Source organism: Kitasatospora sp. NPDC059722, assembly GCF_042733235.1.
Classification (GTDB): domain Bacteria; phylum Actinomycetota; class Actinomycetes; order Streptomycetales; family Streptomycetaceae; genus Kitasatospora.
On the sequence record NZ_JBHWGD010000016.1, the window covers coordinates 98,486 to 115,329 of the forward strand.

General features: G+C 71.5%; 15 protein-coding genes and 3 tRNA genes. 3 read left to right on the forward strand and 15 right to left on the reverse strand.

All coding sequences use genetic code 11. The features are described 5' to 3' along the window. Window positions 1-74: 74 nt before the first annotated feature. The 3 genes from nusG to ACFV4F_RS13465 all read right to left on the reverse strand — a co-directional run bounded on the left by nusG (window position 75) and on the right by ACFV4F_RS13465 (window position 1,724). Window positions 75-935, reverse strand: a complete 861-nt coding sequence (gene nusG / locus ACFV4F_RS13455; protein ID WP_380502180.1) for a transcription termination/antitermination protein NusG — start codon at window positions 933-935, stop codon at window positions 75-77. A gap of 209 nt (window positions 936-1,144) precedes the next feature. Next, on the reverse strand, window positions 1,145-1,501 hold the full coding sequence (secE, locus tag ACFV4F_RS13460) for a preprotein translocase subunit SecE (protein ID WP_359962165.1): 357 nt from the start codon (window positions 1,499-1,501) through the stop codon (window positions 1,145-1,147). 150 nt (window positions 1,502-1,651) lie between these two features. Then, window positions 1,652-1,724: transfer RNA gene (locus tag ACFV4F_RS13465), tRNA-Trp, on the reverse strand. A gap of 284 nt (window positions 1,725-2,008) precedes the next feature. On the opposite strand from ACFV4F_RS13465, the gene ACFV4F_RS13470 reads away from it, so the two are divergent. After that, on the forward strand, window positions 2,009-3,256 hold the full coding sequence (locus ACFV4F_RS13470) for a pyridoxal phosphate-dependent aminotransferase (RefSeq protein ID WP_380435846.1): 1,248 nt from the start codon (window positions 2,009-2,011) through the stop codon (window positions 3,254-3,256). Between the two features lie 138 nt (window positions 3,257-3,394). Next, window positions 3,395-4,447, forward strand: coding sequence for an adenosine deaminase (locus ACFV4F_RS13475; RefSeq protein WP_380435844.1), 1,053 nt, complete (start codon window positions 3,395-3,397; stop codon window positions 4,445-4,447). Here the strand turns inward: ACFV4F_RS13475 and ACFV4F_RS13480 are convergent. From ACFV4F_RS13480 to ACFV4F_RS13505, 6 genes are all read right to left on the reverse strand, one after another. Continuing rightward, entirely contained in the window at window positions 4,444-5,487 is a 1,044-nt protein-coding gene (locus ACFV4F_RS13480; protein ID WP_380435842.1) for a UDP-N-acetylmuramate dehydrogenase, read from the reverse strand. The genes ACFV4F_RS13475 and ACFV4F_RS13480 overlap by 4 nt on opposite strands. A gap of 60 nt (window positions 5,488-5,547) precedes the next feature. Continuing rightward, window positions 5,548-5,970 (reverse strand): MaoC family dehydratase, encoded by a 423-nt coding sequence (locus ACFV4F_RS13485; protein ID WP_380435840.1) that lies wholly within the window; start codon window positions 5,968-5,970, stop codon window positions 5,548-5,550. A gap of 5 nt (window positions 5,971-5,975) precedes the next feature. After that, window positions 5,976-6,434 carry a MaoC family dehydratase N-terminal domain-containing protein gene (locus tag ACFV4F_RS13490; protein WP_359962150.1) on the reverse strand — a complete coding sequence of 153 codons (459 nt, stop codon included), beginning with the start codon at window positions 6,432-6,434 and terminating at the stop codon, window positions 5,976-5,978. A 133-nt stretch (window positions 6,435-6,567) separates the two neighbouring features. Further along, window positions 6,568-6,732 carry a 50S ribosomal protein L33 gene (rpmG, locus tag ACFV4F_RS13495; protein ID WP_006604855.1) on the reverse strand — a complete coding sequence of 55 codons (165 nt, stop codon included), beginning with the start codon at window positions 6,730-6,732 and terminating at the stop codon, window positions 6,568-6,570. A gap of 83 nt (window positions 6,733-6,815) precedes the next feature. Then, window positions 6,816-6,888, reverse strand: a tRNA-Met gene (locus ACFV4F_RS13500). A gap of 43 nt (window positions 6,889-6,931) precedes the next feature. After that, a tRNA-Thr gene (locus tag ACFV4F_RS13505) sits at window positions 6,932-7,004 on the reverse strand. A gap of 252 nt (window positions 7,005-7,256) precedes the next feature. Between ACFV4F_RS13505 and ACFV4F_RS13510 the strand changes: the two genes are divergently transcribed. Further along, entirely contained in the window at window positions 7,257-8,528 is a 1,272-nt protein-coding gene (locus ACFV4F_RS13510) for a hydrolase (RefSeq protein WP_380435838.1), read from the forward strand. A gap of 271 nt (window positions 8,529-8,799) precedes the next feature. Here ACFV4F_RS13510 and ACFV4F_RS13515 read toward each other — a convergent pair whose 3' ends face one another. From ACFV4F_RS13515 to kdpF, 6 genes are all read right to left on the reverse strand, one after another. Further along, window positions 8,800-9,474, reverse strand: a complete 675-nt coding sequence (locus tag ACFV4F_RS13515) for a response regulator (RefSeq protein WP_380435836.1) — start codon at window positions 9,472-9,474, stop codon at window positions 8,800-8,802. 69 nt (window positions 9,475-9,543) lie between these two features. After that, complete coding sequence (locus tag ACFV4F_RS13520; RefSeq protein WP_380435834.1) at window positions 9,544-12,084, reverse strand: ATP-binding protein; 2,541 nt, start codon at window positions 12,082-12,084, stop codon at window positions 9,544-9,546. Window positions 12,085-12,223: 139 nt separating this feature from the next. After that, complete coding sequence (kdpC, locus tag ACFV4F_RS13525; RefSeq protein ID WP_380502182.1) at window positions 12,224-12,853, reverse strand: K(+)-transporting ATPase subunit C; 630 nt, start codon at window positions 12,851-12,853, stop codon at window positions 12,224-12,226. Between the two features lie 23 nt (window positions 12,854-12,876). Continuing rightward, window positions 12,877-14,994, reverse strand: a complete 2,118-nt coding sequence (gene kdpB / locus ACFV4F_RS13530) for a potassium-transporting ATPase subunit KdpB (RefSeq protein WP_380435830.1) — start codon at window positions 14,992-14,994, stop codon at window positions 12,877-12,879. Beyond that, window positions 14,994-16,655 carry a potassium-transporting ATPase subunit KdpA gene (gene kdpA / locus ACFV4F_RS13535; protein ID WP_380435828.1) on the reverse strand — a complete coding sequence of 554 codons (1,662 nt, stop codon included), beginning with the start codon at window positions 16,653-16,655 and terminating at the stop codon, window positions 14,994-14,996. Before kdpA ends, kdpB begins: the two co-directional genes overlap by 1 nt. 1 nt (window position 16,656) lies before the next feature. Further along, a complete protein-coding gene (kdpF, locus tag ACFV4F_RS13540) occupies window positions 16,657-16,746 on the reverse strand; it encodes a K(+)-transporting ATPase subunit F (protein ID WP_037830997.1) in 90 nt (29 codons plus the stop codon). Window positions 16,747-16,844 lie beyond the last annotated feature (98 nt).

Sequence of the window (16,844 nt, forward strand, 5' to 3'; positions counted from 1 at the left end):
CGGCCCGGCCGGTCCCAAAACCGGGGTGGGGGGGGGGGCCGGCCCCCCCCCCCCCCACCCCCAAGACCGTACGACTAGTTCTTCTGGATCTGGTCGAAGGACAGCTCGACCGGGGTCTCCCGGCCGAAGATCTCGACCAGGCCCTTGACCTTCTTCGAGTCGGGGTTGATCTCGTTGATGGTCGCCTGGAGGGTCGCGAACGGGCCGTCGGTGACGGTGACCGAGTCGCCGACCTCGAAGTCCAGGACCTGGATCTCGCTGGGCTTGACCGGCGAGGGCTTGCCGGCCTCCTTGGCCGCCTGGCGCTCGACGTCCGGGGCGAGCATCTTGACGACCTCGTCCAGGGTCAGCGGGTACGGGTCGTAGGCGTTGCCCACGAAGCCGGTGACACCGGGGGTGTTGCGCACGACGCCCCAGGACTCGGGGGTGAGGTCCATGCGCACCAGGACGTAGCCGGGGAGCTTGTTCTGGCGGATGGTCTTGCGGTCGCCGTTCTTGATCTGGACGACCTCCTCCTGCGGCACCTCGGCCTGGAAGATGTACTCCTCGACGTTCAGCGAGACGGCGCGCTGCTCCAGGTTCTGCTTCACCCGGTTCTCGTAGCCGGCGTAGGTGTGGATCACGTACCACTCGCCGGGCATGAAGCGCAGGTCCTCGCGGAACTTGGCGACCGGGTCGACCTCGACGGCCTCCTCGGCCTCCTCGACCTCGGCGGCGGGCTCCTCGACGGTCTCCACGTGCAGCGCGGCCTCCTCGGCGGGCTCGCCGGCCTCGGCCTCGTCGAACGCCTCGACCTCGTCCTCGTCGCCGTCCACGGCGTCCACGATCTGCTCGGCGGACGCTGCGTCGTCAGCCTGCTCGGCCGCGTCCAGCTCGGCGGCGACATCCGCCTCGCGGACGGTCTCGTCGGCGTCGTACAGGGGGGACTCAGACACGGTGGCTGCTTCTTTCCTGGAGATGGTGAAGGTGGCGCGCTCCGCTACGGCCGCCCGCGCGCCCCGCTCGCGCGGGCGCCAGGTGGATGTCCGGAGACTTCAACAGTACCGAGTCAACGGTAGCGGCCGTGTACGTGCGGCGCAGACAGCTCGACCCGGGCCGAAGTATCGGCCCGGGTCGGGAAGCTTTTCGAAGGCGGTCGGCTCGGTCAGCCGAAGACCAGCAGGCTGAGCTTGGAGAAGCCGTAGTCCAGACCGGCCACCAGGGCCATCATGACCACGACGAAGGTGACCACGACGGTGGTGTAGCTGGTGAGCTCGCCGCGGGTGGGCCAGACGACCTTGCGCAGCTCGGCGATGATCTGGCGGTAGAACAGGCCGATCCGGGCGAACAGGCCCTTCTTGGCCCGCTTGCCGGACTTGTCGCCCGAACGCTTGGCGCGCTTGCGGTCGCGGCGCGAGAGCGCCTTCTCCTCGCCCTCGGCGGGCGCGTTCTCGGCAGCGCCGTCGGCACCCTCGGGGTTGCCGCTCTCAGGCGTTGCGGTGGAGCCCGTGGTCTCCGTCACTCGTCCTCACCTGAATCCGGGTCCTGCCGAGCATCACCTGCGCACCCGGTCGGGCACGTGCTAGCCGGCTAAAGCGGTGCTGATCGGTGCCCTCTCCGCATCAAGCCCGCTCGCTCTGTGGAGCGAACGGGCTGAATACGGGTCAAGCAGCAGGGCAAGAGGGACTTGAACCCCCAACCGCCGGTTTTGGAGACCGGTGCTCTACCAATTGAGCTATTGCCCTACGGTGCCTCGCGGCTCCGGTAGCGACCAACCTACCGCATCTCCCGCCGCTGTCTGCACATGCGGTGAAAGCTCCGGTTGTTTTCGGTGGCCGTCGAGCAGTGAGTGTACGTGGTCCGGGGCTGTTTGGTCGAACCTCTTCTCGCCGGAGCACCGGTCGCCCGGCTTATGTCCGGCATGCCCGCATGATCACCGTCCGATCATCCGCGGCCGCGATTCGGACGGGCCCGTACGGATGGTGAAACCGCGCTGCCCGGTCCGTCCCGGTTCTGCGACGATGCAGGCATGAGCGCTTCCACCCCGCAGCCCGACCCCTCCATCCGCCCCGCCGACCGCCGGGTCTCCGCCCGGATCGGCGCGATCGCCGAGTCCGCGACCCTCGCCGTGGACGCCAAGGCCAAGGCCCTCAAGGCGGCCGGCCGCCCGGTGATCGGCTTCGGCGCCGGCGAGCCCGACTTCCCCACCCCGGACTACATCGTCGAGGCGGCCGTCGAGGCCTGCCGCGACCCGAAGAACCACCGCTACACCCCGGCCGGCGGCCTGCCCGAGCTGAAGGAAGCGATCGTCGCCAAGACCCTGCGCGACTCGGGCTACGCGGTGGACGCCTCGCAGGTGCTCGTGACCAACGGCGGCAAGCAGGCGATCTACGAGGCGTTCGCGGCGATCCTGGACCCGGGCGACGAGGTCATCGTCCCGGCCCCGTACTGGACCACCTACCCGGAGTCGATCCAGCTGGCCGGCGGTGTCCCGGTCGAGGTGATCGCCGACGAGACCACGGGCTACAAGGTCTCGGTCGAGCAGCTGGAGGCCGCCCGCACCGAGAACACCAAGGTGGTGCTCTTCGTCTCGCCGTCCAACCCGACCGGCGCGGTGTACACCCGGGCCGAGGCCGAGGAGATCGGCCGCTGGGCGCTGGAGCACGGCCTGTGGGTGCTCACCGACGAGATCTACGAGCACCTCGTCTACGGCGACGCGGCCTTCACCTCGCTGCCGGCCCTGCTGCCCGGCCTGGCCGACAAGTGCATCGTCGTCAACGGCGTCGCCAAGACCTACGCGATGACCGGCTGGCGGGTGGGCTGGGTGATCGGCCCGAAGGACGTCATCAAGGCCGCGACCAACCTGCAGTCGCACGCCACCTCGAACGTCTCCAACGTCGCCCAGCGCGCCGCGATCGCCGCCGTCAGCGGCGACCTCTCGGCCGTGCACGAGATGCGCACCGCGTTCGACCGCCGGCGCAAGACCATCGTGAAGATGCTCAACGAGATCGAGGGCGTCGTCTGCCCCGAGCCCGAGGGCGCGTTCTACGCCTACCCGTCCGTCAAGGGCCTGCTCGGCAAGGAGATCCGCGGCAAGCGCCCGCAGACCTCCGGCGAGCTGGCGAGCCTGATCCTGGACGAGGTCGAGGTCGCCGCCGTCCCGGGCGAGGCCTTCGGCACCCCCGGCTACCTGCGCTTCTCCTACGCGCTCGGCGACGCCGACCTGGTCGAGGGCATCGGCCGGATCCAGCAGCTGCTCGGCGAGGCCCGCGACTGACGACCGGCCGACGCCCGGCCGACGGCCGTCGTCGACCCGACGCGCCGGGTTCACCGGCGGACCGCCCTCCTTTCACCCCATCGGGGGATGAAGGGAGGGCGGTTCCCGTTCGGGGGCCCGATAGGGCAGGATCGGCAAATGGAACGCCTGTTGAATCCGCGAGACGTCAGGGGCCTCCCGAAGGCCCACCTGCACCTGCACTTCACCGGCTCGATGCGTCCGGCCACCCTGCTGGAACTGGCCGACAAACACGGCGTCCGGCTGCCGGAGGCGCTCAGCTCCGGCGAGCCGCCCAGGCTGCGGGCGACCGACGAACGCGGCTGGTTCCGCTTCCAGCGCCTCTACGACACCGCGCGCTCGGTGCTCCGGGACGAGGCCGACATCCGCCGGCTGGTCCTGGAGACCGCGCAGGACGAGCGGCGGGACGGCTCCCGCTGGCTGGAGATCCAGGTCGACCCGACCTCGTACGCCCCCCGGCTGGGCGGGCTGATCCCCGCGCTGGAACTCATCCTCGACGCCGTCGAGCAGGCCGCCGCGGCCACCGGCGTGGGCATCCGGGTGCTGGTCGCGGCGAACCGGATGAAGTCCCCCATGGACGCCCGGACCCTGGCCCGGCTCGCCGTCCGCTACGCCGACCACGGTGTGGTCGGCTTCGGCCTCTCCAACGACGAGCGCCGCGGCCTGGCCCGGGACTTCGACCGGGCCTTCGCGATCGCCCGCCGGGGCGGGCTGCTGGCCGCCCCGCACGGCGGCGAGCTGGCCGGCCCGGAGTCCGTCCGGGACTGCCTGGACGACCTGGGCGCGGGCCGGATCGGCCACGGCGTCCGGGCCGCCGAGGACCCGCGGCTGATGGAGCGGCTGGCCGCCCGGCAGGTCACCTGCGAGGTCTGCCCGTCGTCCAACGTCTCGCTGGGCGTCTACGAGCACCCGGACGAGGTCCCGCTGCGCAAGCTGTTCGACGCCGGGGTGCCGCTCGCGCTCGGCGCGGACGACCCGCTGCTGTTCGGCAGCCGGCTGGCCGCCCAGTACGACCTGGCCCGCGACGTGCTGGGCTTCACCGACGCCGAACTCGCCGAGCTGGCCCGCCAGTCCGTCCGCGGCTCGTGCGCGCCGGAGGCCGTCCGCAAGGAGCTCCTGGCGGACATCGACGCCTGGCTGGCCGACGGGCACGGCCCCGTGGACGGGTCCTAGAGCCGCACGCCCACCATCACCGGCTCGTTGACGAGCTCCACCCCGAAGGCCGCCCGCACGCCGTCCCGGATCTCCCGGGCGAGTGCGAGCAGGTCCTCGGCGGTGGCGGAGCCGCGGTTGGTCAGGGCCAGGGTGTGCTTGGTGGAGAGCGTGGCCGGACCGCTGCCGTAGCCCTTGCCGAAGCCGGCCTTGTCGATCAGCCACGCGGCCGAGGTCTTGGTGCAGCCCTCCGGCGCCGGGTAGGCGGGGGCGTTCCCGGTGCCCGGGCGGGTGCGGAAGGACTCGTACTGCGCGGCCGTGAGCACCGGGTTGGTGAAGAAGGAGCCGGCCGACCAGGTGTCGTGGTCCGCCGGGTCCAGGACCATGCCCTTGCCGGCGCGCAGCCCGAGCACCGCGTCGTGGGCCTTCTCCAGCGGCACCCGCTCGCCCTGCTCGACGCCGAAGTGCTTCGCCACCTCGGCGTACTTCACCGGGCTGGAGAGGCCGTCGTGGTCCGCGAGGGCGAAGCGCACCCGCAGCACGACGTAGCGGTCCGGCTCCGCCTTGAAGCGGCTGTGCCGGTAGGAGAACCCGCACGCGTCGTTCGCCAGCGTGACGACCTCGTCGGCGGTGCGGTCGTACGCGACGACCTCGGTGATCGTCTGCGCGACCTCCTGGCCGTACGCGCCGACGTTCTGCACCGGCGTGGCACCGGCCGAGCCGGGGATGCCGGCCAGGAACTCGATGCCCGCCAGGCCGTGGTCGAGGACGGTCCGCTCGACCGCCGCCGACCAGACCTCGCCGGCCGCCAGCTCCAGGACCGTCCCGTCCAGCGCGAAGCCGGTGGTGGTGATCCGCAGCACCGTGCCGGGGAAGCCGGCGTCGCCGATCACCAGGTTCGAGCCGCCGCCGATCACCAGCAGCGGCTCGCCCGCCGCGTCGGCCTCGCGGACGGCGGCGACGACCTCGTCGTCGGTGTGCGCGGTGACCAGCCTGCGGGCCGGCCCGCCGAGCCGGAGCGTGGTCAGCGGGGCAAGGGGGGCGTCGTTTTCTACCAGCACGCCCCCCAGCGTACGGGTGGAAGGAGCACCGCCCGGCACCCCTTCCACCCGGTACGGGTCCTAGCCGAGGCGGACGACGGCCCGGGACATGCCGAGGACCTTCTGGCCGCCGAAGGTGGCGACGAGGTCGACCTGGACCCTGCGGTCGTCGAGGAGCTTGGCGACCTTGCCGGAGACCTCGATCACCGAGCCGACGCCGTCGTTCGGGACGGGGACCGGGCGGGTGAAGCGGACGCCGTACTCGACCACGGCCGCCGGGTCGCCGACCCAGTCGGTGACCACCCGGATCGCCTCGGCCATGGTGAACATGCCGTGGGCGATGACGTCGGGCAGGCCGACCTCCAGCGCGAACTTCTCGTTCCAGTGGATCGGGTTGAAGTCGCCGGAGGCGCCCGCGTAGCGCACCAGGGTGTCGCGCGTCACGGGGAAGGACTGCGCCGGCAGCTCGGTGCCGACCTCGACCTCGTCGTAGCTGATCGCCATCGGGCTCACTCCCCCGCCTCGTCGGCGGCCCGGGCCACCAGGGTCATGACCGACGTCACCACGTGCTCGCCGGTCGCGTCCGTCACCTCGCCGCGGACGGTGAGCACGTCGTTGCCCGCCAGCGACTTGATGTTGTCGATGGTCACGTCGACCGACAGCCGGTCGCCGGCCCGCACCGGGCGGGTGTAGGCGAACTTCTGGTCGCCGTGGACCACCCGGGTGAAGTCCAGGCCCAGCTCCGGGTCCTCGACCACCTGGGCCGCGGCCCGGTAGGTGATCAGGAAGGGGAACGTCGGCGGGGCGATCACGTCGGGGTGGCCGAGCGCCTTGGCCGCCTCGGGGTCGGTGTAGGCCGGGTTGTGGTCACCGACGGCGACGGCGAACTCACGGATCTTCTCGCGACCGACCTCGTAGGGCTCGGTCGGCGGATAGGTCCGCCCGATGAAGGAGGGATCGAGCGCCATGGCGGCAACTCCTCGAGGACGCGGTGGATACGAAGCGGTGGGTACGAAAAAAACTCCGGGCCGCAACCCAGTGAGGGATGCGGCCCGGAGTATGAGACCTGGATTCACACAGGCCCGATGCCCTACGGGAGGGTCAGCGGGTCTCGCGGTGCGCGGTGTGCGAGTTGCAGCGGGGGCAGTGCTTCTTCATCTCAAGACGGTCCGGGTCGTTACGCCGGTTCTTCTTGGTGATGTAGTTCCGCTCCTTGCACTCCACGCAGGCCAGCGTGATCTTCGGGCGGACATCGGTGGCAGCCACGGGAGTGCCTTCCTTGGACAACGAATAAGAACACAACAAGAGTAGCCGACCGGGAGTGCGATCTCCCGACCGACTACGCGGGGTAGCGGTGACCGGACTTGAACCGGTGACACAGCGATTATGAGCCGCTTGCTCTACCAACTGAGCTACACCGCCACAGTGATCCGCAGCACAGCCGGAGCTGACTGCTTTTCACCAGAGCCCCCATGCGGAATCGAACCGCAGACCTTCTCCTTACCATGGAGACGCTCTACCGACTGAGCTATAGGGGCGAACGAGGAAGAGATTACACGTTCCGCGCCCAGAGGTGAAATCCGTATCCGGCCGCGAAGACCGCAGGTGGGCGCGGTGCACGGACGAGCGATCCAAGGCACCGCGTTCGAGCGGCCTGCGAGCCGCGCGGCCCGACCCGATACGACTAATGCCCGCCTCCCGGCGCCCCGCCCCCCGGCCCCATAGGCTCGACCCTCATTGATCGGGACGGCCTGCCACCCGACGGGCCCCAGCGCGAGAAGGAGCCGGCGATGGACAGCGCAGCCGCCGACGGGCCGCACCAGGGGCCCGGCCCGGCGGCCAACCCGCTCGGGCACGGCCCGGTCCTCCTGCTCACCGGCGCCCGGCTGGCCGACGGGCGGGTGGTGGACGTCCGGATCAGCGGCGACCGGATCCAGGCCGTCGGCACCGTGGGCAGCCTCGGCCCGCTGCCCGCCATGCCGGGCACGCCCACCGTCACCACCGGCGCCAAGATCGACCTCAAGGGCTACCTGCTGCTGCCCGCCCCCGTCGAGGCGCACGCCCACTACGACGTCGCCTTCTCCGCCGCACTGCCCACCCCGCCGCCCGAGACGCCCGCCGACCTCACCCGGCGGATCACCGAGGCCGCGCTCACCTCGCTCGGCTACGGCGCCACCGCCCAGCGCACCCACGTCCGGATCGGCGACGTGCACGGGCTGGGCCGGCTGGAGGCGGTGCTCACCGCCCGGCAGGCGCTGCGCGGGCTGGCCGAGCTCCAGGCGGTGGCGATGCCCCGGCTGCTGACCGGCCGGGCCGGGGCGGACGGCCGGGCGCAGCTGCGCGACGCGCTCAAGCTGGGCGCCACCGCGGCCGGCGGCTGCCCGGAGCTGGACCCGGACCCGGCCGGGTACGTCCAGGTGCTGCTGGAGGCCGCCCGCGAGGCGGACTGCCCGGTGGACCTCCACACCACCGCCGCCGATCCGGCCCAACTCGCCCGCCTGGTCGGCGCGTTGGCTCCGCTGCAGCCGCGCGTGACGCTCGGCCCGTGCGGGTCGCTGGCCCGCGGCGCGGCGACGGTGCTGGCCACCGCGGGGGTGCGGGTGGTGTGCCTGCCGCAGAACGGCGGCTGCTCCGGTCTCGAAGGCCCGCCGACGGGCCTGCGTCCCGGCCTGCTCAGGGAGTTGACGGAGGCCCGGGTCGAGCTGTCGGCGGGCAGCGGCACGCTGCGGGACCAGTCGAACCCGGTCGGCCGGGCGGATCCGCTGGAGGCCGCGTACCTGCTGGCGGCGAGCGGGGCACTGGGCCCGGACGAGGCGTACGACGCGGTGGCGAACCGGGCCCGGGCGGCGCTCGGGCTGCCGCCGGTGCGGGTGGACGCCGGGTTCCCGGCGGAGCTCCTGGCGGTGCGCGGGGACAGCCTGGCCGGGGCGCTCGCGGGCGGGCACAGCCGACTGGTGGTGCACAGCGGGCGGGTGGTCAGCCGGACCAGCGCCGTACGGGAGTTCGCGGACACCGTGGCGCTGGCGCTGCCGCGGCAGTCGGGGAGCAGCGGCGGGGGCTGAGTCCCGTCCCCCGATAGGCGCAGGGCCGGAAAAGGCGTAGGGGCGCGCAATGGACAGTTGCGCGCCCCTCCCCCACCTGCTGGCCGCCTTGCGGCGGCGGGAGCGGGCCCCTGCCTCCCCCACATTGGAGCCGGCGCCCGCTCGGACAGCACTGACGCTACGCCCGCGGACGACCGCTCCCGACCGGCCTTGACGCCCTCCTGTCGGTGAACCGGCGCCTCTTGACGGGCCTTTGACGGCTTGACGGTCCTTTGACGACGCGGCCGTCCCGTCAGGGCTCGTAGCGGTACCCGATGCCCGGTTCGGTGATCAGGTGCCGCGGCCGGGCCGGGTCCCGCTCCAGCTTGCGGCGCAGCCCGGCCAGGTAGACCCGCAGGTAGTTGCCGCGCTCCTCCTGGGCCGGCCCCCACACCTCGCGCAGGATCTGCCGTCCGGGCACGAGCCGGCCCGGGTTGGCGAGCAGCAGGGCGAGGATGCGCCACTCCGTCGGGGTGAGCCGCACCGGGCCGGACGGGCCGGTGACGGTGGTGGCGGCGAGGTCCACGGTGTGGTCGCCGATGACCGGCTGGAGCAGCGGGAGGCCGCCTAAGGGCCGGCGCAGCACCGCGCGCAGCCGGGCCAGCAGCTCCTCCATCTGGAAGGGCTTGGTGAGGTAGTCGTCGGCGCCGGCGTCGAGGGCGCCCACCTTGTCGGCGGCGCCGGAGCGGCCGGACAGCACGATGATCGGCATCGCGCTGTGGCTGCGCAGGCCGCGCAGGACGTCCATGCCGTCGACGTCCGGCAGGCCGAGGTCGAGCAGGACGGCGTCCGGGCTGGTGCGGGCGGCGCGGTCGAGCGCCTCACCGCCGCTGGCGGCCGTCCGGACGGCGTAGTGCCGGGCGCTGAGGTTGATCCGCAACGTCCGCAGTAGAGCGGGTTCGTCGTCGACGATCAGAATTTCACTCATGCGGCCACCTCGCTTCGCTCGGCGGTCGCTTCGCGAAACACGCACCTCTCGATGATTCGTTCGCTTCGCTCACTCATGTTCAGGCTCCTCCCGAGTGGCGGCTGCGGGCAGGGTGAGCAGCATGGTGGTGCCGCCCCCGGGGGTGTCCTCGACCTCCAGGCTGCCGCCCATGGCTTCGGCGAGGCCGCGCGAGAGGGCGAGGCCGAGGCCGACGCCGGTCGTGTTGTCGGTGTCGCCGAGGCGCTGGAACGGCAGGAAGACCCGGTCCCGGTCCTCGGGGGCGATGCCGGGGCCGCGGTCGATCACCCGGATCTCGACCTGGTCGGCGTGGTGGCTGGCGGTGACCAGGACGGGCGCGCCGGGCGCGTTGTGGCGCAGCGCGTTGGTGATCACGTTGGCGAGGACGCGCTCCAGCAGCGGCGGGTCGGCGAGCACCGGCGGGGCGGTGTCGAGGTCCAGCGGCTGGACCGGCGCGTACGGGTCGGGGAGGCTGTCCAGCGCCCGGGGCAGGATCTCGTCGAGGTGGGTCTCGGTGAGGTGCAGGGTGAGGGCGCCGGCCTGGAGGCGGCTCATGTCGAGCAGGTTGTCGACCAGGCGGGTGAGCTTGACCAGCGACTCGTCGGCGGTGGCGAGGAGTTCGGCCTGGTCCTCGGGCGAGAACTCGACGTCGGGGCTGCGCAGCGAGCCGACCGAGGCGAGCGCGGCGGCCAGCGGGGTGCGCAGGTCATGGCTGACGGCGGCGAGCAGGGCGGTGCGCATCCGGTCTGCGGCCTTGATCGGCTCGACCTCGGCGGCGACGACGGCCAGCCGGTCGCGCTCCAGGGCGGCGGCGACGTGGGCGGCGAAGGCGGTGAGGACGCGCTGGTCGGCGGCGGGCAGCCGGCGGCCGGTGAGGACCAGGACGGCGTCGGTGCCGACCGGCACCTCGGTGGTCTCCCCGCCCGGCTCGCCCGGGTGCTCGGCCTCGGAGTGGGCCAGCACCTCGCCGCCGGTGCGGGAGAGCAGGGCGACGGCGTCCATGCCGAAGGCCGTCCGGGACTTCTCCAGCAGCGCGGGCAGCGCGTCGGCGCCGCGCAGCACGCTGCCCGCCAGGGTGGAGAGGGTCTCGGCCTCGGCGGTGGCGCGGGCGGCCCGGCTGGTGAGCCGGCCGGCGTGGTCGACGACGGTGGAGACGGCCAGCGCGACGGCGGCGAAGACCACCAGGGCGACGATGTTGTTCGTCTCGGTGATGGTCAGGGTGTGGACGGGCGGGATGAAGAAGTAGTTGAGCAGCACCGAGGCGATGACGGCGGCCAGCAGCGCCGAGGTGGCGCCGCCGAGCAGGGCGACGATGACCACGCCGAGTTGGAAGATCAGCGCGTCGGTGGTGAGGTTCACGCTGTGGTGCGCCTGGGAGAGGATCCCGGTCAGGATCCAGGGCACCACGAAGCCGGCCGCGTAGCCGGCGATGGTGCGGCGCTTGGAGTGGCGCCGGCCGAGCGAGGGCAGCCGGCCGCGGCGGGTGAACTCGTGGGTGACCATGTGGACGTCGATGTCCTCGGACGCGTCCACGGTGGTCTCGCCGATGCCGGGGCCGGTGAGGAAGCGGCTGATCCGGCCGCGGCGGCTGGTGCCGAGGACCAGCTGGGTGGCGTCGTGGGCGCGGGCGAAGGCCAGCAGCGCGGTGGGGATGTCGTCGCCGACCACCACGTGGTAGCTGCCGCCGAGGGTCTCGACCAGCTGCCGCTGCTGGGCGAGCGCGCCGGAGGAGGCGCCGGCCAGGCCGTCGCTCCTGGTCACGTGGACGGCGAGGAGGTCGCCCCCGGCGGTGCGGTCGGCGATCCGGGCGGCGCGGCGGATGATCGTCTCGCCCTCGGGGCCGCCGGTGAGGGCGACCACGACGCGTTCGCGGGTCTCCCAGACGCGGTCGATGTTGTGGTTGGCCCGGTAGTCGCGCAGGCCCTCGTCGACCCGCCCGGCGACCCACAGCAGGGCGAGTTCGCGCAGGGCGGTGAGGTTGCCGACCCGGAAGTAGTTGGAGAGCGCGGCGTCCACCTTCTCCGCCTTGTAGACGTTGCCGTGGGCCATGCGGCGGCGCAGCGCCTGCGGGGCCATGTCGACGAGTTCGATCTGGTCGGCCCGGCGGACCACCTCGTCCGGGACGGTCTCCCGCTGCGGGATCCCGGTGATCTTCTGGACGACGTCGTTCAGCGATTCCAGGTGCTGGATGTTGACGGTGCTGATGACGTCGATGCCGGCGGCGAGCAGGTCCTCGACGTCCTGCCAGCGCTTGGCGTTGCGGCCGCCGGGGATGTTGGTGTGCGCGAGTTCGTCGACGAGGACGACGGACGGGCGGCGGGCGAGCACGCCGTCGAGGTCCATCTCCTCGAACTCGGCTTCCCGGTAGGAGCGGTGGACCCGCGGCAGGACCTCCAGGCCGGCCAGCATGCCCTCGGTGTGCCGGCGGCCGTGGCACTCGATGTACCCGACCACGACGTCGGCGCCGCGCTCCTGTCTGCGCCGCGCCTCGTCCAGCATCCGGTAGGTCTTGCCGACCCCGGGGGCGGAACCCAGGTACACCCGCAGCCGGCCGCTGCGGGTGCCGGTGCCGGGCGTGAGGTCGCGGGCCATGGGCGCTGCTCTTTCGTGTCCTGCGGGGCGGCCTGCCAGGGCGGCCCCGCACCGGGGTCGGGGTGTACGGCGGCCGACCCGGGCGGGGGTTGGTGCCCCGCCCGGGTCGGCCCGTTTCACAGCTCCAGCGGTAGGGCTGTCACTTCTGTTCCGCCAGCGCCTTGTTGAGGAGGACGACGTTGACGCCCTCCTGGCCGAGGAAACCGAGGGAACGGCCTTCGGTGTACGTGTCGACCAGCTTGGCGACCGTCTCCACCGGGAGCTTGCGCTCCCTGGCGACCCGGTTGACCTGCTCCTTGGCGTAGGCCACCGAGATGTGCGGGTCGAGGCTGGAACCGGAGGAGGTCAGCGCGTCCGCCGGGACGCTCGCCGGGTCGACGCCGTCGAACTCGGCGGCCGCGGCGCGGCGGTCGTTGACGGCCTTCAGCAGGTCGTCGCTGTTCGGGCCGAGGTTGGAGGCGCCCGAGTTGTCGCCGGCGTAGTTGTTCGCGGAGGGGCGGGGCTGGAACCACTTCGGGTCCGGCACCGGCTCCTCCTTCGGGTCGTCCGGGTTCTTCTTCGGCAGGTTGTAGTTCTGGCCGAGCAGGCTCGAACCGACCTGGTTGCCGTCGGACTTCACGATCGAGCCGTTGGCCTTGTCGCTGAAGGCGACCTGCGAGATGCCGGTGACCAGCAGCGGGTACGCGATCCCGAGGATCACCGTCAGGACCAGCAGCATCCGCAGCGCGGTGAAGTGGGTGCGGACGGTCGTCGGCAGGGGCTTGGACATGATGCTTCTTTCCTTTCCCTGCGTCAGCTGAGGCCGGGGATGAACTGGACGACGAGGTCGATCAGCTTGATTCCGACGAACGGCACGATCAGTCCGCCGATGCCGTAGATCCCGATGTTGCGGCTCAGCAGGGAGCTCGCGTCGGAAGGACGGTAACGGACGCCGCGCAGGGCGAGCGGGATGAGGCCGATGATGACCAGGGCGTTGAAGATGATCGCCGAGGTGATCGCGGACTGCGGGCTGTGCAGGCCCATGATGTTGAGGTGCCGCAGGCCCGGGTACACGCCGGCGAACATCGCGGGGATGATCGCGAAGTACTTGGCCACGTCGTTCGAGATCGAGAACGTGGTCAGCGCGCCGCGGGTGATGAGCAGCTGCTTGCCGATCTCGACGATCTCGATCAGCTTGGTCGGGTTGGAGTCGAGGTCGACCATGTTGCCGGCCTCCTTGGCCGCCATGGTCCCGGTGTTCATCGCGACGCCGACGTCGGCCTGGGCGAGCGCGGGGGCGTCGTTGGTGCCGTCGCCGGTCATCGCGACCAGCTTGCCGCCCTCCTGCTCCTTCTTGATCAGGGCCATCTTGTCCTCGGGCGTGGCCTCGGCGAGGAAGTCGTCCACGCCGGCCTCCTCCGCGATCGCCTTGGCGGTCAGCGGGTTGTCGCCCGTGATCATGATGGTCTTGATGCCCATCCGGCGCAGCTCGTCGAAGCGCTCGCGCATGCCCTCCTTGACCACGTCCTTGAGGTGGATGACCCCGAGGACCTTGGCCGGAGCGTCGGCGATCTTCGTGGCGACCACCAGCGGGGTGCCGCCGGCCGCGGAGATGCCGTCGACCAGGGTGGCGACCTCGCCGCCGACCGAACCGCCGTTCTCGTTCACCCAGTTGGTGACGGCGCCGGCCGCACCCTTGCGGACCTGGTGAACACCCTCGGGCTCGTCCAGGTCCACGCCCGACATGCGGGTCTGGGCGGTGAACGGGACCCAGGTGGCGTGCGTCAGCTCGCCCTGGGCGCGGGCCCGCAGGCCGTACTCGGTCTTCGCCAGGACCACGATCGAGCGGCCCTCGGGGGTCTCGTCCGCGAGCGAGGACAGCTGCGCGGCACTGGCCAGCTCGCCGGTCTCCACGCCCGGGGCGGGCAGGAACTCGGCGGCCTGGCGGTTGCCCAGGGTGATGGTGCCGGTCTTGTCGAGCAGCAGGGTGTTGACGTCGCCGGCGGCCTCGACGGCGCGGCCGGACATCGCCAGCACGTTGCGCTGCACCAGGCGGTCCATGCCGGCGATGCCGATCGCGGACAGCAGCGCGCCGATGGTGGTCGGAATGAGCGCCACGATCAGGGCGACCAGGACGATCATCGACTGCGGGGCGCCCGCGAAGGTCGCCATCGGCTGGAGCGTGACGACCGCGACCAGGAAGACGATGGTCAGCGAGGCCAGCAGGATGTTGAGCGCGATCTCGTTCGGCGTCTTCTGCCGGGCGGCGCCCTCGACGAGGGCGATCATCCGGTCGATGAACGACTTGCCGGGCTCCGAGGCGATCTTCACCACGATCCGGTCCGACAGCACCTTCGTACCGCCGGTGACGGCACTGCGGTCGCCGCCGGACTCGCGGATCACCGGCGCGGACTCGCCGGTGATCGCCGACTCGTCGACCGAGGCGACACCCTCGACGACGTCACCGTCGCCCGGGATGATCTGCCCGGCCTCGACCACCACGTGGTCGCCCAGCTGGAGCGCGGTCCCGGGGACCTCCTCCTCGGCCTGGCTCTTCGGCCAGTCCAGCAGGCGGCGGGCGACCGACTCGGTCTTGGTCTTGCGCAGGGTGTCGGCCTGGGCCTTGCCGCGGCCCTCGGCGACGGCCTCCGCCAGGTTGGCGAAGATCGTGGTGAGCCACAGCCAGACGGTGATCGACCAGGCGAAGACCGACGGGTGGGCGATCGCGGAAACGGTGGTGACGACCGAGCCGACCTCGACCACGAACATGACCGGGTTCTTGACCATCACCCGGGGGTCGAGCTTCTTCACCGCGTCCGGCAGCGAGGTGAGCAGCAGCTTCGGGTCGAGCAGCCCGCTGGACACTCTGTGCGAGCCGGCGGCGGCCTCGGCCTTGTCGGCCGGTGCGGGGGTGAGCGTAGGGGTGGACATCAGGAGAGACCTTCCGCGATCGGCCCGAGAGCCAGGGCCGGGAAGTAGGTGAGGCCGACGACGATCAGGATCACGCCGGACAGCAGACCCACGAACAGCGGCTTGTGAGTGGGCAGGGTGCCCGGAGTGGCCGGGACCGGCTGCTGCTGGGCGAGCGATCCGGCCAGCGCCATGACGAAGACGATCGGCAGGAAGCGGCCGAAGACCATCGCCAGACCGAGCGCGGTGTCGTACCAGTCGGTGTTGACGGTGATGCCGCCGAAGGCCGAGCCGTTGTTGTTGGCGGCCGAGGTGAACGCGTACAGCACCTCGGAGAAGCCGTGGGCGCCCGAGTTGAGCATCCCGGCCCGCTCGCCCGGCAGGGCCATCGCCACACCGGTGCCGACCAGCACGATGGTCGGGGTGGTGAGGATGTACAGCGAGGCGAACTTCATCTCGCGGCCGCCGAGCTTCTTGCCCAGGTACTCGGGGGTGCGCCCGACCATCAGGCCGGCCACGAAGACCGCGACGATGGCCAGCACCAGCATGCCGTACAGGCCGGATCCGGTACCGCCGGGCGCGATCTCACCCAGCATCATGTTGAAGATCGTCAGACCGCCGCCGAACGGCGTGAACGAGTCGTGGAAGGAGTTGACCGCACCCGTCGACGTCAGCGTCGTCGAAGCGGCGAACAGCGAGCTGGCCGCGATGCCGAAGCGCTGCTCCTTGCCCTCCATCGCGGCGCCCGCGGCCTGCAGGGCGGTGCCCCCGTGCTGCGACTCGGCGAAGGTGAGCAGGGCGGCCGAGGCGACCCAGAACAGACCCATCACGGCGACGATCGCGTAGCCCTGGCGGTTGTCGCCGACCATCCGGCCGAAGGTGCGCGGCAGGGCGAAGGCGATCACCAGGAGCAGGAAGATCTCGACCAGGTTCGAGAAACCGGTCGGGTTCTCGAACGGGTGCGCCGAGTTGGCGTTGAAGAAGCCGCCGCCGTTGGTGCCCAGGAGCTTGATGACCTCCTGGGAGGCCACCGGGCCGCCCGGGATCTTCTGGACCTCGCCCGACAGGGTGTGCACGTCGGTGAAGCCGTGGAAGTTCTGGATCACGCCGCTGGCGGCCAGCACCAGGGCGAAGACGATCGACAGCGGCAGCAGCAGCCGCAGCGAGATCCGGGTGAGGTCCACCCAGAAGTTGCCGACGCGGTCGGTGCGGTTGCGCGTGAAGCCCCGGATCAGCGCGGCGACGACGGCGATGCCGACGGCCGCGGAGACGAAGTTCTGCACCGCCAGGCCCATCATCTGCACCAGGTGGCCCATCGCGGACTCGCCGCTGTAGGACTGCCAGTTGGTGTTGGTGACGAACGAGATCGCGGTGTTCCAGGCCTGGTGGCCCTCCATCTGCGGAACACCCAGGTTCAGCAGGAGGAAGGTCTGCAGCCGGATCAGGGCGTAGAGGAAGAGGACGGAGACCGCCGAGAAGGCCAGCACCGAGCGGAGGTAGACCGGCCAGCGCTGGTCGGCGTCGCCGTCCACGCCGATCACCTTGTAGATGCCGCGCTCGACTCTGAGGTGCTTGGCCGAGGTGAGGAGCCCGGCGATGTAGTCGCCGAGGGGGCGGTAGCACAGGGCCAGCGCGCCGACGAGGGCGATGGCCTGCAACCAGCCAGCGAGAGTGGATCCCATGTCAGAACTTCTCCGGGAAGATCAGCGCGACGACGAGGTAGCCGACGAGAGCGACGGCCACGATCAGACCTGCGAGGTTCTCAGCGCTCACAGCTTCTCCACCCCCCGCGCGATCAGGGCGATGACGGCGAACACGGCGACCGTGACACCGACGTAGATGAGGTCGGACATGGGCTCCACCAGCGTGGT

Excerpts from the sequence above, each read along its gene's own strand:
- ACFV4F_RS13470 (WP_380435846.1), top strand. The coding sequence starts at position 2,009 with ATGAGCGCTTCCACCCCGCAGCCCGACCCCTCCATCCGCCCCGCCGAC.
- ACFV4F_RS13475 (WP_380435844.1), top strand. The coding sequence starts at position 3,395 with ATGGAACGCCTGTTGAATCCGCGAGACGTCAGGGGCCTCCCGAAGGCC.
- ACFV4F_RS13485 (WP_380435840.1), bottom strand. The coding sequence starts at position 5,970 with ATGGCGATCAGCTACGACGAGGTCGAGGTCGGCACCGAGCTGCCGGCG.
- ACFV4F_RS13490 (WP_359962150.1), bottom strand. The coding sequence starts at position 6,434 with ATGGCGCTCGATCCCTCCTTCATCGGGCGGACCTATCCGCCGACCGAG.
- ACFV4F_RS13510 (WP_380435838.1), top strand. The coding sequence starts at position 7,257 with ATGGACAGCGCAGCCGCCGACGGGCCGCACCAGGGGCCCGGCCCGGCG.
- ACFV4F_RS13515 (WP_380435836.1), bottom strand. The coding sequence starts at position 9,474 with ATGAGTGAAATTCTGATCGTCGACGACGAACCCGCTCTACTGCGGACG.
- ACFV4F_RS13520 (WP_380435834.1), bottom strand. The coding sequence starts at position 12,084 with ATGGCCCGCGACCTCACGCCCGGCACCGGCACCCGCAGCGGCCGGCTG.
- kdpC (WP_380502182.1), bottom strand. The coding sequence starts at position 12,853 with ATGTCCAAGCCCCTGCCGACGACCGTCCGCACCCACTTCACCGCGCTG.
- kdpB (WP_380435830.1), bottom strand. The coding sequence starts at position 14,994 with ATGTCCACCCCTACGCTCACCCCCGCACCGGCCGACAAGGCCGAGGCC.
- kdpA (WP_380435828.1), bottom strand. The coding sequence starts at position 16,655 with ATGGGATCCACTCTCGCTGGCTGGTTGCAGGCCATCGCCCTCGTCGGC.